This window comes from Qipengyuania sp. NPDC077410 (assembly GCF_044543405.1).
Taxonomy (GTDB): domain Bacteria; phylum Pseudomonadota; class Alphaproteobacteria; order Sphingomonadales; family Sphingomonadaceae; genus Qipengyuania; species Qipengyuania pacifica.
In genome coordinates, this window is sequence record NZ_JBITWB010000002.1 from 1017306 (window position 1) to 1030634 (window position 13329).

The following is a 13329-nucleotide window of genomic DNA, read 5'->3' on the forward strand; positions in this document are numbered from 1 at the left end:
GAATCTGTGGATCCGATTCTCGAACTCAATGGCCTGTCCAAGGTCTACCGCGGCGGGCTGAAGGCGCTCGACAATGTCGATCTCAGCGTACGGAAGGGCGAGATATTCGCGCTGCTCGGGCCCAACGGCGCGGGCAAGACCACGCTTATCGGTGCGGTCTGCGGCCTCGTTCGCCCCAGTTCTGGTACAATCCACGCCTTCGGCCACGATCTGGCAACCGACTGGCGCAAGGCGCGCAGCCGCATAGGGCTGGTCCCGCAGGAACTGAGCACGGACATGTTCGAACCGGTCGAACATGCCGTCAGCTATTCACGCGGCCTGTTCGGTCTCGCACCCGACAGGCAGCGGATCGAAGAGATCTTGCGCAGCCTCAGCCTCTGGGAAAAGCGCGGCGAGCGGATCATGGCCCTGTCGGGCGGAATGAAGCGCCGCGTACTCATCGCCAAGGCTCTCGCACACGAACCCGACCTCCTCTTCCTCGACGAACCCACCGCCGGCGTCGACGTGGAACTGCGCAAGGGCATGTGGGCGATCATAGATAAGATGCGCGCGCGCGGCGTCACCATCATCCTGACCACGCATTACATCGAAGAGGCCGAGATGATGGCCGACCGCGTCGGTGTCATCAATCGCGGCAAGCTGCTCATGGTCGATGAGAAAGACGCCATGATGGCCCGTCTCGGCCGAACCGAGGCACATATTACGCTTGCACAACCCCTCGCTACACTGCCTCCGGAAATAGGCCGGTTCCCTGTCGAATTGGAAGCGGGTGGAACGGTGCTTCGCTACCGCGGGGGCGATGGGACAGGAAAGGGTAAGGCCGAAGTCGCCGAATTGACCAAGGCGCTCATCGGCGCGGGGATCGATTACGTCGGCATTGACACCCGTGAGAGCAGCCTCGAGGATATTTTCGTATCCCTGCTTGGCGACGGCGAGGTACCGCAATGATTTCCTGGCGCTCAACCTGGTCGATATACACCCGGGAGCTTATTCGCTTCCTTCGCACGGCATTCCAGTCGGTGCTGGCACCCGTTCTCACGACCTCGCTCTATTTCATCGTGTTCGGAGCGGCGATCGGCGGGCGCATGCCCGATCTGGATGGGGTGCAATATGGTGCGTTCATCATCCCGGGGCTGCTGATGCTCACCCTGCTGGGAGAGACCACCAGCAATTCGAGCTTCGGCATTTATATGCCTCGCTTTACCGGAACGATCTACGAATTGCTCAGCGCTCCTGTCGGCGTGACCGAAACGCTTATCGGGTTCGTAGGGGCGGCGATGACAAAAAGCCTTATCCTCGCGACGATCATATTGGTTACTGCCCGACTGTTCGTCGATTATTCGATCACTTATCCGGTGTTGGCGGTGTTCTACATCATGCTGGTCGCAGCCGCCTTCAGTCTCTTCGGATTCATCCTCGGCATCTGGGCCGATAACTTCGAAAAGCTCGGCATAATCCCGATGCTGTTCCTTACCCCGCTCACGTTTCTGGGAGGCACGTTCTATTCGATCGATATGCTGCCGAAGCCGTGGGATACCATCGCTCTAGCCAATCCGATCGTTTATCTTGTCAGTGGATTGCGCTGGACATTCTATGGGACGAGCGACGTCAATATCTGGGTCAGCTTCGGTATCACCTTGGGCTTTCTCGCCCTGTGCGTTTCGGTGATTGCCTACATTTTCAAGACAGGTTGGCGGCTACGCGCCTGAATACGAACGCGCTTTGTCGATCCAGGGTGGCGAGCGCCGGAGAGCCACGCTAGGCTTCTGGCATGTTTGTGAGAACCGCCCTATTTACGTTTGCGGCTAGCACAGCCGCATTTGCATCACCGGCACATGCCGAGCTCCCCGAAGCTGCCCGTCAGATGATCGACACAGCGCTGGCTAGTGGCGATAACGCCAAAATCGCGACCGTACTGGACTTAGCCCGCACGACATGGCCCGACGATGGGGAGGAAATCGCCGCGATCGAAGGCGCGTGGGCGAAAACTAAAGCCGAAAAAGCCGCTTTGGCCGCGAAGGAGAAAGAAGAGGCCATTCGGACTGCTGGCCTGCTCGACCGGTGGACAGGGCAAGGTGAATTGGGCGGATTCCATTCCACAGGGAATAGCGACACGACCGGCATTACCGCTGCGCTTCATCTCAAGCGACAGGGGATTGACTGGTCGCACCACTTGAGAGCGCGTTTCGATTACCAACGCCAGAATGGTGTCACCAGTCGTGAAAAATACTTCGCGTCCTATGAACCTCGGTGGGAATTCGATGAGGGCATCTTTGCTTATGGACTGGCGCAGTATGATCGCGATGCCTTTCAAGGAATCGACGGCCGGTATGCAGTTTCCGGTGGATTGGGATATCAGGTGATCGACGGCAACAGTCTCAGCCTGTCGTTAAAGGCAGGACCAGCTTACCGCGTTACCGATTACACCGATGGGCGCGTCGAAAACCGCGTGGCCGGCCTCGCAGGCCTCGATTTCGACTGGCGGATTCTCGACAGGGTGACCCTGACGCAGGATGCAAATGCTGTCGCCGAGACCGGCGGGCAGGCAGTCGTCATCGTGGACAGTTCGAATACTACGCTCAATCTGGTCACCGGCCTCGATTTCAAGGCTACCGAAAAACTTCGGGCGAGGATGAGCTATGCGATTGATTATGACAGCAACCCTGCAGTAGGCGCTGTTTCGACCGACACGGTAACCCGTGCATCGATCGTTTACGACTTCTGAGATTTGACATTGACTAATCGTTTTTCGTTTGCCGTTGAGGCGGTCGATGGTGCTGCGCGGACGGGTGCGATTTCCATGAATCGCGGCCAGATCCGTACGCCGGCTTTCATGCCGGTCGGCACCGCGGCAACCGTAAAGGCCATGAAGCCTGAAACGGTGCGCAAGACGGGCGCGGACATAATCCTTGGCAATACTTACCACCTGATGCTGCGCCCGGGAGCGGAGCGCGTGGCAAAGCTCGGCGGTCTTCACAAATTCATGAACTGGGACCGGCCGATCCTCACCGACAGCGGCGGTTATCAGGTTATGAGTCTGTCGGACCTACGGAAGCTGACTGAGAAGGGCGTGGAATTCCGCAGCCACATCGACGGGTCGAAGCATATGCTGACACCGGAACGCAGCATGGAAATCCAGCGGCTTCTGGGCAGCGACATCGTGATGGCTTTTGACGAATGCCCCCGCGCCGACCGTCCGCGTGACGAAATTGCCGCGAGCATGGAAATGAGCATGCGTTGGGCGAAGCGGAGTCGAGAGGGCTTCAACGCCGGCGGCGAACATGCGGAACGGTCTGCCTTGTTCGGTATTCAGCAAGGCGCGCTCGACGAAGATCTGCGCAAGATCAGTGCCGATAAGCTGGCCGATATCGGGTTCGATGGATATGCGATCGGCGGTCTGGCCGTGGGCGAGGGACAGGAGGCCATGTTCGCCACACTGGACTTTGCCCCCGCGCAGCTCCCACAGGATCGCCCTCGTTATCTCATGGGCGTGGGTAAGCCGGACGACCTGGTGGGTGCGGTAGAACGCGGTGTCGACATGTTCGACTGCGTGTTGCCAAGCCGATCCGGACGAAATGGACAAGCGTTTACCTGGAACGGCCCGATGAACCTTCGCAATGCGCGGTTCGCGGATGATACCGATCCTTTGGATAATCGCTGCACTTGCGACACGTGCAGCACCTACTCGCGCGCCTATCTCCACCACCTCGTGAAATCACAGGAAATTCTCGGTGCAATGCTGATGACCGAGCATAATATCGCTTTCTACCAGCAGTTGATGCAGGCAATGCGCGATGCGATCGGGGAGAGGAGATTTGCTACCTTTGCCAAGGATTTCCGCCGGGATTACTTGCGCTGAAGCGGGACTGGCCTAATTTGGAAAAATGGCCAAGCCTCCTCAAGCCCGCCCTACCTCTGCTCAATGGGGGCTTCCGTATGCGGATGGCGCGAGTGGTCCCGCCGTTAAACGCGAGCAGACGTATATCATCGCCTTTGCGGTCTTGACGATCGTTGCGTGGCAAACGGCTGTCGGTACGTTGGCGCTCATGCCGTTTACGCTGCTATCTACCTGGTGGCACGAGATGGCGCATGGTCTCATGGCGGCTGCGCTTGGAGCTGAATTCGAGCGATTGGTCATCTTTGCGAACGGGTCGGGATTTGCAGAAAGCTCTGGCGACCTTGGGCGTATCGGCCAGGCCATCGTTGCTGCCTCCGGGTTGCTCGGCCCCACCATCGCGGGCAGCGTCTTGATCATTGCTTCGCGCTCACCCCGAGCAACCAAGGTGATGTTGTTCGGCCTCGCTATAGCGTTGATCGCGAGCACCCTGATTTGGGTCCGATCTATTGCCGGCTGGATCGTGCTGCCGCTCTTTGCAGCAGGTGCATTCTCGATTGCATCCAGAGCGACGAGGAAATGGCAGAGGATCGCTATCGAGTTCCTTGGCGTGCAAGGAGCGGTCAGCGTTTACCAGGACATCGATTATCCGTTCAGTCCAGGCGCCGCGGTACATGGACAAGTTGCCCTATCCGATACGGGACGCATCGCGGAAGCGTTGTTCCTTCCGTACTGGTTCTGGGGCGGGGCTATCACCATCGCAATTGCGGCAATGGTCTGGAAGTCCTTGCAAATTGCAGGCCGGACGTAGCGGGCTACACCCGCTCTTTTTCGCGCATTTCCAGTATCGTCCCGCGATATGGAACGAACGTGCCGGCACTGTCCAGAAAGCCTGCACCAATAACATTCGCACGCGCCTGCGCATCGTTGAGGCTATCGTACCATTTGCCGCGACGATTGGGCGTGATGAAGCGGTATTGAGTCATAGTAAAAACTGAACCGCCAATCACCTTCCGCGTTCCTGCCAAGGCTTTGAAAATGCGGTGAATTGATACAAAAAAGGCGGCCCTGAGGCCGCCCTTTCCATATATCGATGTACCAAAGGATCAGCGCGAGTAGAACTCGACGACCAGGTTCGGTTCCATGGTCACCGGATAGGGCACTTCATCAAGCTTCGGTACGCGAGTGAAAGTCACCTTGTCGTTACCATCGGGCGCGACATAATCGGGAATTTCACGCTCGGGAAGGCTCTGTGCTTCGATGACCAAAGCCATTTCCTTGGCTTTGCTGCCGAGGCTGACCACGTCGCCAACCTTCACACGCGCCGAAGCGATGTTGGTCTTCACGCCGTTGAGGTAGATGTGGCCGTGGCTAACGATCTGGCGGGCGGCGAAGATGGTCGGTGCGAACTTGGCGCGGTAAACGACCATGTCGAGGCGCTGTTCGAGCAGGCCGATCAGGTTCTGACCGGTGTCACCCTTCATGGCCGACGCTTCCTTGTAGGTGCGCTTGAACTGCTTTTCCGTTACGTCGCCGTAGTAGCCCTTGAGCTTCTGCTTGGCGCGAAGCTGCAGACCGAAGTCGCTCATCTTGCTCTTGCGACGCTGGCCATGCTGGCCGGGGCCGTACGAACGCTTGTTGACCGGGGAATTCGGACGACCCCAGATGTTTTCACCCATCCGGCGGTCGAGTTTGTACTTGGCGCTTGTGCGCTTCGTCATAAATAGTTCCTTCAATTTGCTGGACCGCCCCAGTGGCGGCCATTTAACCCGGCATCACACCGTCAACCTCGAGGTTGACGCGGCTTCCGCTTCACCGGGGTGCAGAGCCAATTTGTGAAGGCGCGCTCGTAGCAAAATTGTGCAGCGCGTCAAGCAGCAAGATAGGCGCTCGACAATTCGGTTCAAGCGCGGCACTGCGCAGCACCATGAAGGACGATTTCAAACTGCCGGAAGATTGCACCGACATGGGCGAGGTGCGAATTGGAGTGGACACGACTGACCGCGAACTGATGGAACTGCTCGATCGCCGGTTTGGTTACATGCGAGCTGCTGCTCGGATCAAGACGGATCGCAATGTCGTTCGCGACGAAGGGCGTAAGGCCGAGGTGATCGAGAACGCCCGCGCTGATGCAGAAAACCGTGCGCTTCCGGCTGATGAGCTCGCGCGGATGTGGGACGATCTGGTCGAAACCTCCATTGCCTACGAAATGGAGGAATGGGACAGGATCAGGGCTTAGGTTCGCGTTGAAGCGACGACAGTACACCTCTCAGGGTACGGACTTCCAGGTGGTTCCAGGCAGGCTTCGTCAACACGCCACGTAATGTGCGCCGGGTAGCTTCGGCGCGGGCTTCCGGACGAAAATACCCTTTTGGCTCCAGCATGCTTTCCAAATGTGCGATCAGGCCATCAAGCTCTTCCTGTGGGGCAGGGGGCAACAGTTCTTCCTGGGTCGGCTGTACCAGGGTTTCATGCTTGGACCATTCGTAGGCACACAGGATCACCGCCTGCGCGAGGTTGAGCGACCCGAACTCCGGATTGATCGGCACCGTCAAGATAGCACGCGCGAGCGCTACATCCTCGGTTTCCAGCCCGGACCGCTCTGGTCCGAACAGGATTGCACTGCGGCCTTGCGCGACGGCAATTTCCTGACTGGCTTGCTCGGGCGTGACGACAGGTTTCGTAACGCCCCGTTTGCGAACGGTGGTGGCGTAGACATGCGCGCAATCCGCCACCGCATCGGCAGTCGATCCAAAGACCCTTGCACCTTCCAGCACGATGTCCGCGCCCGACGCGGACGGACCAGCCGACGGGTTGGGCCAGCCATCGCGCGGCTCGACCAAGCGCATTTCCGTGAGGCCGAAGTTGAGCATGGCACGCGCGGCCTTGCCGATATTCTCGCCGAGTTGCGGGCGCACGAGGACGATGATCGGCTTTCTGGCGTCAGCCCCGTTCATTGGCTGCCGCTTCCTGCACGGTACTTGCGAATTCTTCAAAATCCCGGGCTTCGCTGAAATCGCGATAGACCGAGGCGAACCGGATATATGCGACACTGTCCAGTCCGCGCAGTCCATCCATAACCATCTCGCCAATACGTTTGGATGGGATTTCTGGTTCGCCGGCAGTTTCGACCTGCCGCTGGATACCGCTGACGAGCTGGTCGATCCGTTCTTGCGGAACATCGCGCTTGCGGCAGGCCAGCGAAATCGATTGTTCTAGCTTGCTGCGGTCGAAGGGCTGGCGACGGTCGCCGCTTTTGACCACCGTCACTTCGCGTAATTGCACGCGTTCGAAAGTGGTAAACCGCGCGCCGCAGCTGGAGCACTGGCGACGCCGCCGGATCGAGGTCGAATCCTCGGTCGGACGACTGTCCTTTACCTGGCTGTCGTCATGCGCACAAAATGGACAACGCATTTACGGTCGGAGGCGTTTGTAGAGCATAAAGCCCGCGCCCGCGACCAGACCGAGGGGCCAGGTCACCACCGGCAATATGCCGGCCGCGATCGCGCCGACTGCCGCGCCGGTCAGCACTGGCTTGGTCGACGGATGGTTCAGCCCCTGCTTCGCCATTCCCTTGATCTCTGCGCTGGCATCCGAAACAAGATCGTGGTCTTGATGCTGCGGTTCTTTGTTATCCATCATTCGTCTCCTTAGCGGCCGGGGTAGACGGGGAAGGCAGCGCAGAGTTCGGCAACCTTGCCACGCACCTGCTCTTCAACCTGCCCGTCGCCTTCCGGACCATTGCGCGAGAGCCCTTCGACTACCTGACAGATAAGAGCACCAATCTGGCGGAACTCGTCGGGGCCAAATCCGCGCGTCGTGCCCGCCGGAGTGCCGAGGCGGATGCCGCTCGTAACAAAAGGGCTGCGCGTATCGTATGGAATGCCGTTCTTGTTGCAGGTCAACCATGCTCGATCGAGGCCGGCTTCTGCGGATTTGCCGGTCACGTCCATGGCCGTGAGGTCAACAAGCATGGAGTGATTGTCCGTACCCCCGGAAACGACGCGCAGGCCGTTGGCTTCGATCCCTTCGGCCAAGGCGCGGGCGTTCTCCACAACGCGCTTGGCGTAGTCCTTGAAATCCGGGCGCAGAGCTTCGCCGAACGCGACGGCCTTCGCCGCAACCACATGCATTAGCGGCCCACCTTGCATCCCGGGGAAGACCGCCATGTTGAATGGCTTGGTGAGGTCTTCGTCGTCCCAAAGGATCACGCCGGAGCGCGGACCACGCAAACTCTTGTGAGTGGTTGTCGTGACGACGTGGGCATGGGGGAAGGGGGAGGGATGCGCGCCGCCAGCGACCAGTCCGGAAATGTGGCTCATATCTACCATGAGATAGGCGCCGACCTCGTCCGCGACCTTGCGGAAAGCCTTCCAGTCCCAGACGCGGGAATAGGCCGTTCCGCCTGCAATGATGAGCTTCGGCTTGTTGGCTTTGGCAATCGCCATAACCTCATCCATGTCGATCAGTTCATCGTCTTTCCGAACACCGTAGCTGACAGGATTGAACCATTTGCCGCTCATGTTGACCGGAGAACCATGGGTCAGATGGCCGCCCGAATTGAGGTCGAGCCCCATGAACGTATCGCCAGGCTGGAGCAGTGCGAGGAATACCGCCTGGTTCATCTGACTGCCTGAATTGGGCTGAACATTGGCGAAACCACAGCCGAACAGCTTCTTGGCGCGCTCGATAGCGAGTGTTTCGATTACATCGGCATAATCGCAGCCGCCATAATAGCGCTTGCCGGGATAGCCTTCCGCATATTTGTTCGTGAATACTGATCCAGTTGCTTCGAGAACGGCGCTCGAGGCAATGTTTTCGGACGCGATAAGCTCGATCTTGTCCTGCTGACGCGCCAGTTCATTGCGGATTGCATCATGAATTTCTGGATCTGCCTCGGCAAGGGTGTCGTGCCAGAAACGATCCATAGGGTCGCGGTCGGTATTGGCGGGCTTGGTAGCCAAATCAGATCTCCGGTTTGGAAAGCTTGTCGACGCGGCGCTGGTGGCGACCGCCGACGAATTCGGTTTCGAGAAATGCAGTAAGGCAAGCCTTTGCCATGTCGCTTCCGGTCAGGCGGGCGCCCATCGCAATACAGTTTGCGTCATTGTGTTCGCGCGAAAGTGCAGCCGAGAGCGGTTCCGAGACAAGCGCACAGCGAACCGATGGATTGCGATTGACGCTCATGGAAATACCAATGCCGGAGCCGCAAAGCGCCACGCCGCGTTCCGCAGTACCGTCAGCGAGCACATTAGCAAGCTTGTAGCCGAAATCGGGGTAATCGACGCTGTCGCCGGTGTCTGGCCCGAGATCCGCCACCTCGTGACCTTGTTCGATCAACCATTCGCGCAATTCTGTCTTCAGGTCGATTGCGGCGTGATCGGAGGCAATGGCTATATGCATGGGGAGCACATAGGCACTGCCTTCGATTCGCGCGACCCCCTTGATCCCATTATCGATCGAGCGGATGCGTAGGGATGGCTTTGGCATGCAACCGAAAAATTACCGCTCGCTTGCGCTTTCCAGGCTTTCGATTGCCGCTCTTATTTGGACGATCGAATATGGCTTTGTGATCGTCACGGAATTCGCAAGCTCCTTTGGGTGCTCTGCATCTCCGTATCCCGTCGCAAATGCGAAAGGAATGTCGTCAGCCTTAAGCTCGTAAGCCAGCGGATAACTTTTTGAGCCATGCAGGTTCACATCGAGGATTGCGTAATCGAACGTTTCGTTCGCTCGGCCCTCGCGCGCCTGCTCGATCGAACTGAAAACCGAAACCGTAGCGCCTTCCTCGATCAGCATGTCTTCAAGAGCGAATGCGATGATCGGCTCGTCTTCGAGCACCAGGATATGTTTGCCGTTCAAGCTCATACTTCGCCCTCAATCCGGCAATAGAGGCCGCTGGCTCGATATTCCAAGGTCGTGCGACTGTCCGGGCTTCCGAGACCTCGCTTGACCAGTCGTGATCCAAAACCGCCGGTTTGAGGCTCCACTACGACCGGTCCGTCATGTTCGCTCCATTCGAATATGAGCAAGGTGCCTTCTGTTTCGGCAGGTTGCGTTTGCCAAGTGATCTCGACGATGCCGGTTGGCTCGCTTAACGCTCCGTATTTCAAGGCGTTCGTGCATAGTTCGTGCACTACCATCGAAAGCGTAACCGCAGTTTGAGGAGCCAGAACAACTTTCGGTCCTGTGAGCGAGTATCGCGACGAATCTGAGCCTGCGGTGGCTGCCAGCGATCCTGTGACGATCGATTCCAGATCGGCAGCTTCCCAACTTCGCTCGGTGAGAAGATTATGCGCACTGGCCAAAGCTGCGAGACGATTGGAAAATGCTTCTATTCCGGTAGAACCCGGCTCCGAGCGAAAGGACTGTTTTGCGAGTCCTTGGACGACCGCAAGGGTGTTCTTGACCCTGTGGTTGAGCTCATTGATCAAAATGCGCTGGTGTTCTTCAAAGGCCACTTCTTCTGTTACATCATGGCCTTGAACCAGAATGCCTTCGAAGTCGTCTCCACCGTGGATCGGTTGGTAGATGAACTCGAGAAAACGGGCCTCAAGTTCTCCGTCCTCGCCCGAATTCAGGAGGATCCTTTCTTTCTTGCCGAAGTATGGCTCGTTCTTGTCGAGCACGTCGTCGAGCAACTGGATAAACCCCTGATCGACAACTTCCGGCAATGCTTCCGGCACCGTTCTGCCAACCAGCTTGCGCTGACCGACAAGCTGACGATACGCAGCATTCGCCATTACAAATCGATGATCTCGCCCACTCAGCACCGCTACGAACCCGGGTGCTTGTTCGAGCAGGGAACGGAATCGATCCAGTTCCTTGCTGGCCCCCCGATAACGTTCCTCCACCGCTTCGGCGCGCCGGGCGACGCTGGCAGCGTCGCGCTCCGAGCCCGAGTGCTCCAACCCCGTGATGCGAACCGTATGCTGGAGAATATATTCGACATCGCCATTCTCATCGAGAAAAGGCGTGTGAGTGGCGCTCCATATATGGGTGTCAAAGCCGCCTTGGGCGTTTGGAATATTATAAGGGATTCGAGCGATTTCGTCAGCTTCGCCGGTCTCGAGGACTCGATCGAAAGACGACTTCAACTGGCGATAACTTTCACCTTCGCTCGGGAAGGCTTCAAAAATTCCGCGCTGCTTGATCTCGTCCCATCGGCTTTCCGTGGCGCTCAGATAGGCTGCATTTGCCCACTGAATGACCAGAGATGCATCGAGAATAACATAAGGGTTGGGAGAGCGCGCAAGCACACTCTCGAAATCTAAATTCATGCGTGCCCCGGAATACCAGCTTTTCTAACTGGATCGGGAACCTGGATTTGGCTCACCTATCCAACTGAGTAAGGAAAAGCTTGGAAAGAAAGTCCGTTCCGGGGGACAGGCAGCGGATTTCGCCGTGTGACATTTCGGTCACTCCGCTGCCTGACGCGGATATGTATTACTGGTCGAGGAAAGACCGCATCTTTCTGCTCCGGCTGGGATGCTTGAGCTTGCGGAGCGCCTTGGCTTCGATCTGACGAATACGTTCACGCGTGACAGAGAATTGCTGGCCCACTTCCTCGAGCGTGTGGTCCGTATTCATACCGATCCCGAAGCGCATGCGCAGGACGCGCTCTTCACGCGGCGTAAGGCTGGCAAGAACGCGGGTGACCGTTTCCTTGAGGTTCGCCTGGATCGCCGCATCGACCGGAATAATCGCGTTTTTGTCCTCGATGAAATCGCCGAGATGCGAATCTTCCTCGTCACCGATCGGTGTCTCGAGACTGATCGGCTCTTTCGCGATCTTCATGACCTTGCGCACCTTTTCAAGTGGCATGGAAAGCTTCTCGGCCATCTCTTCAGGTGTCGGCTCGCGTCCCTGATCGTGCAGGAACTGACGGCTGCAACGGACCAGCTTGTTGATCGTCTCGATCATGTGGACCGGGATACGGATGGTCCGCGCCTGATCGGCAATCGAACGCGTGATTGCCTGGCGAATCCACCAGGTAGCATAGGTGCTGAACTTGTATCCACGGCGGTATTCGAACTTGTCGACCGCCTTCATCAGGCCGATGTTGCCTTCCTGGATAAGGTCGAGGAATTGCAGACCGCGATTGGTGTATTTCTTGGCAATGGAGATCACGAGGCGAAGATTTGCCTCAACCATTTCCTTCTTGGCGATACGCGCCTCGCGCTCGCCTTTCTGGACCATGTTAACGATCCGGCGGAATTCCTCGAGTGCCATGCCAGTCTGGCCCGCAATGTCGGAAATCTCGGCCCGGATCCGCTCGACCGCATCGGCTTCCTTCTCGGCGAAGGCCGCCCATTTCTTGTCCTTCTTAGCGCGATCGGTGAGCCAGTTATCGTCCAGTTCATTGCCGATGTAGGCATCGAGAAAATCGATACGCTTCACTTTGTGGCGTTCGGCAAGACGAAGCATCTGCCCACCCAAAGCGGTCAGGCGGCGATTGAAGGCGTAAAGATTATCGACCAGAAATTCGATCTTGGTCGCGTGGAACTGAACGCTCTCGACTTCAGCCGTAAGCTGCTCGGAAAGCGCCTCGTATTTTTTTTCCTTGGCAGGCGTGAACGCCTCGCCGCGGGCCATCACGTCGACGCGTTCCTTCTGGAGCTTCTCGAACTTTCCGAACAGATCGGTGATCCGAGCAAAGCGCTCGATGGCGTCCGGCTTGAGCGCGGCTTCCATCTGAGCAAGGGACATGGTGTTGTCCTCTTCCTCGTCATCGTCGCTCTTGGACGAACCTTCTTCGCCATCTTCGTCGTCGGAATTGGAATCGTCGTCCTCATCCTCGTCATCATCACGGATGGTCGGACCGGCGGTCTCTTCGGAGATTTCACCGTCATCGTCATCGTCTTCGGCGTCGTCGTTCAGCTTGTCGGCCGGGGGTTCCTTCGACAGCATGGCATCGAGATCGAGAATCTCGCGTAGCTGCATTTCCTCGGCATTCAGGGCTTCCGACCATTGGATGATTGCGTGGAAGGTGATCGGAGACTGGCACAAGCCCATGATCATCATGTCGCGTCCGGCTTCGATCCGCTTGGCGATGGCGATTTCACCTTCGCGGCTGAGCAGTTCGACCGCACCCATTTCGCGCAGATACATGCGCACCGGATCGTCCGTGCGTTCTCCGGTTGCGGTCTTTTTGGCAGCAGGCTTGGCCGTAGCCTTGCTGTCCTTTTTGGTGTCGGTCGTGATTTCCTCGACCTCGTCCGCTTCTTCAGCGGCAGCCTCGGCATCTTCGTCGCTTTCGACGATCTGCACACCCATGTCTGACAGAGCGGACTGGATGTCTTCGATCTGATCGGAGCTCATCTCACCCTGCGGCAAAGCGTCGTTGAGCTCGTCATAAGTGACGTAGCCCTTCTTCTTCGCCTTCGCGATGAGCTTCTTCACCGATGCCTCATTGAGGTCGATCAGGGGAGCATCGCCATCGTCCTTGGTCTTCGACTTGGTGGCCATAAGGTAATTCAGTCCAGTCTTCTCTT

16 protein-coding genes are annotated in these 13329 nt (G+C 57.7%); 6 read left to right on the plus strand and 10 right to left on the minus strand.

All coding sequences use genetic code 11. From position 1 onward, the window contains the following. Positions 1–6: 6 nt before the first annotated feature. The 5 genes from ACIGGE_RS12910 (at position 7) to ACIGGE_RS12930 (ending at position 4646) form a co-directional block, all read left to right on the plus strand. Complete coding sequence (locus ACIGGE_RS12910; RefSeq protein WP_397490656.1) at positions 7–948, plus strand: ABC transporter ATP-binding protein; 942 nt, start codon at positions 7–9, stop codon at positions 946–948. Then, positions 945–1709, plus strand: a complete 765-nt coding sequence (locus ACIGGE_RS12915; protein WP_397490658.1) for an ABC transporter permease — start codon at positions 945–947, stop codon at positions 1707–1709. Before ACIGGE_RS12910 ends, ACIGGE_RS12915 begins: the two co-directional genes overlap by 4 nt. Before the next feature lie 155 nt (positions 1710–1864). After that, entirely contained in the window at positions 1865–2725 is an 861-nt protein-coding gene (locus tag ACIGGE_RS12920; protein ID WP_247714438.1) for a YdiY family protein, read from the plus strand. A gap of 9 nt (positions 2726–2734) precedes the next feature. Further along, a complete protein-coding gene (gene tgt, locus ACIGGE_RS12925) occupies positions 2735–3859 on the plus strand; it encodes a tRNA guanosine(34) transglycosylase Tgt (protein WP_397490660.1) in 1125 nt (374 codons plus the stop codon). A 25-nt stretch (positions 3860–3884) separates the two neighbouring features. Continuing rightward, positions 3885–4646: a M50 family metallopeptidase gene (locus ACIGGE_RS12930; RefSeq protein ID WP_397490661.1), complete on the plus strand. Its 762-nt coding sequence runs from the start codon at positions 3885–3887 to the stop codon at positions 4644–4646. 4 nt (positions 4647–4650) lie between these two features. On the opposite strand, the gene ACIGGE_RS12935 is transcribed toward ACIGGE_RS12930, so the two are convergent. Next, positions 4651–4845 carry a hypothetical protein gene (locus tag ACIGGE_RS12935; RefSeq protein WP_397490662.1) on the minus strand — a complete coding sequence of 65 codons (195 nt, stop codon included), beginning with the start codon at positions 4843–4845 and terminating at the stop codon, positions 4651–4653. Between the two features lie 96 nt (positions 4846–4941). Continuing rightward, entirely contained in the window at positions 4942–5556 is a 615-nt protein-coding gene (gene rpsD, locus ACIGGE_RS12940; RefSeq protein ID WP_103023398.1) for a 30S ribosomal protein S4, read from the minus strand. Positions 5557–5762: 206 nt separating this feature from the next. Between rpsD and ACIGGE_RS12945 the strand changes: the two genes are divergently transcribed. Beyond that, on the plus strand, positions 5763–6074 hold the full coding sequence (locus ACIGGE_RS12945) for a chorismate mutase (RefSeq protein ID WP_397490663.1): 312 nt from the start codon (positions 5763–5765) through the stop codon (positions 6072–6074). Here ACIGGE_RS12945 and ACIGGE_RS12950 read toward each other — a convergent pair. The 8 genes from ACIGGE_RS12950 to rpoD form a co-directional block, all read right to left on the minus strand. Further along, complete coding sequence (locus tag ACIGGE_RS12950) at positions 6064–6792, minus strand: RNA methyltransferase (RefSeq protein WP_397490664.1); 729 nt, start codon at positions 6790–6792, stop codon at positions 6064–6066. The two genes, ACIGGE_RS12945 and ACIGGE_RS12950, sit on opposite strands and share 11 nt — an antisense overlap. Then, on the minus strand, positions 6779–7249 hold the full coding sequence (nrdR, locus tag ACIGGE_RS12955; protein WP_103023401.1) for a transcriptional regulator NrdR: 471 nt from the start codon (positions 7247–7249) through the stop codon (positions 6779–6781). Before nrdR ends, ACIGGE_RS12950 begins: the two co-directional genes overlap by 14 nt. Then, on the minus strand, positions 7250–7474 hold the full coding sequence (locus ACIGGE_RS12960) for a hypothetical protein (RefSeq protein WP_196848094.1): 225 nt from the start codon (positions 7472–7474) through the stop codon (positions 7250–7252). 11 nt (positions 7475–7485) lie between these two features. Further along, positions 7486–8763, minus strand: coding sequence for a serine hydroxymethyltransferase (glyA, locus tag ACIGGE_RS12965; protein WP_397490770.1), 1278 nt, complete (start codon positions 8761–8763; stop codon positions 7486–7488). 37 nt (positions 8764–8800) lie between these two features. After that, complete coding sequence (rpiB, locus tag ACIGGE_RS12970) at positions 8801–9238, minus strand: ribose 5-phosphate isomerase B (protein ID WP_397490771.1); 438 nt, start codon at positions 9236–9238, stop codon at positions 8801–8803. A gap of 99 nt (positions 9239–9337) precedes the next feature. Further along, positions 9338–9697: a response regulator gene (locus tag ACIGGE_RS12975; protein WP_397490665.1), complete on the minus strand. Its 360-nt coding sequence runs from the start codon at positions 9695–9697 to the stop codon at positions 9338–9340. 2 nt (positions 9698–9699) lie between these two features. Then, on the minus strand, positions 9700–11115 hold the full coding sequence (locus tag ACIGGE_RS12980) for a sensor histidine kinase (protein ID WP_397490666.1): 1416 nt from the start codon (positions 11113–11115) through the stop codon (positions 9700–9702). Positions 11116–11281: 166 nt separating this feature from the next. Beyond that, on the minus strand, positions 11282–13303 hold the full coding sequence (gene rpoD, locus ACIGGE_RS12985) for an RNA polymerase sigma factor RpoD (protein WP_196846222.1): 2022 nt from the start codon (positions 13301–13303) through the stop codon (positions 11282–11284). Positions 13304–13329 lie beyond the last annotated feature (26 nt).

What these genes read in the sequence shown, in the direction of transcription:
- ACIGGE_RS12915 (WP_397490658.1), top strand. Translation starts at nt 945, where the DNA reads ATGATTTCCTGGCGCTCAACCTGGTCGATATACACCCGGGAGCTTATT.
- ACIGGE_RS12920 (WP_247714438.1), top strand. Translation starts at nt 1,865, where the DNA reads ATGATCGACACAGCGCTGGCTAGTGGCGATAACGCCAAAATCGCGACC.
- ACIGGE_RS12930 (WP_397490661.1), top strand. Translation starts at nt 3,885, where the DNA reads ATGGCCAAGCCTCCTCAAGCCCGCCCTACCTCTGCTCAATGGGGGCTT.
- rpsD (WP_103023398.1), bottom strand. Translation starts at nt 5,556, where the DNA reads ATGACGAAGCGCACAAGCGCCAAGTACAAACTCGACCGCCGGATGGGT.
- ACIGGE_RS12945 (WP_397490663.1), top strand. Translation starts at nt 5,763, where the DNA reads ATGAAGGACGATTTCAAACTGCCGGAAGATTGCACCGACATGGGCGAG.
- ACIGGE_RS12950 (WP_397490664.1), bottom strand. Translation starts at nt 6,792, where the DNA reads ATGAACGGGGCTGACGCCAGAAAGCCGATCATCGTCCTCGTGCGCCCG.
- nrdR (WP_103023401.1), bottom strand. Translation starts at nt 7,249, where the DNA reads ATGCGTTGTCCATTTTGTGCGCATGACGACAGCCAGGTAAAGGACAGT.
- ACIGGE_RS12960 (WP_196848094.1), bottom strand. Translation starts at nt 7,474, where the DNA reads ATGGATAACAAAGAACCGCAGCATCAAGACCACGATCTTGTTTCGGAT.
- glyA (WP_397490770.1), bottom strand. Translation starts at nt 8,763, where the DNA reads ATGGATCGTTTCTGGCACGACACCCTTGCCGAGGCAGATCCAGAAATT.
- rpiB (WP_397490771.1), bottom strand. Translation starts at nt 9,238, where the DNA reads ATGCATATAGCCATTGCCTCCGATCACGCCGCAATCGACCTGAAGACA.
- ACIGGE_RS12980 (WP_397490666.1), bottom strand. Translation starts at nt 11,115, where the DNA reads ATGAATTTAGATTTCGAGAGTGTGCTTGCGCGCTCTCCCAACCCTTAT.
- rpoD (WP_196846222.1), bottom strand. Translation starts at nt 13,303, where the DNA reads ATGGCCACCAAGTCGAAGACCAAGGACGATGGCGATGCTCCCCTGATC.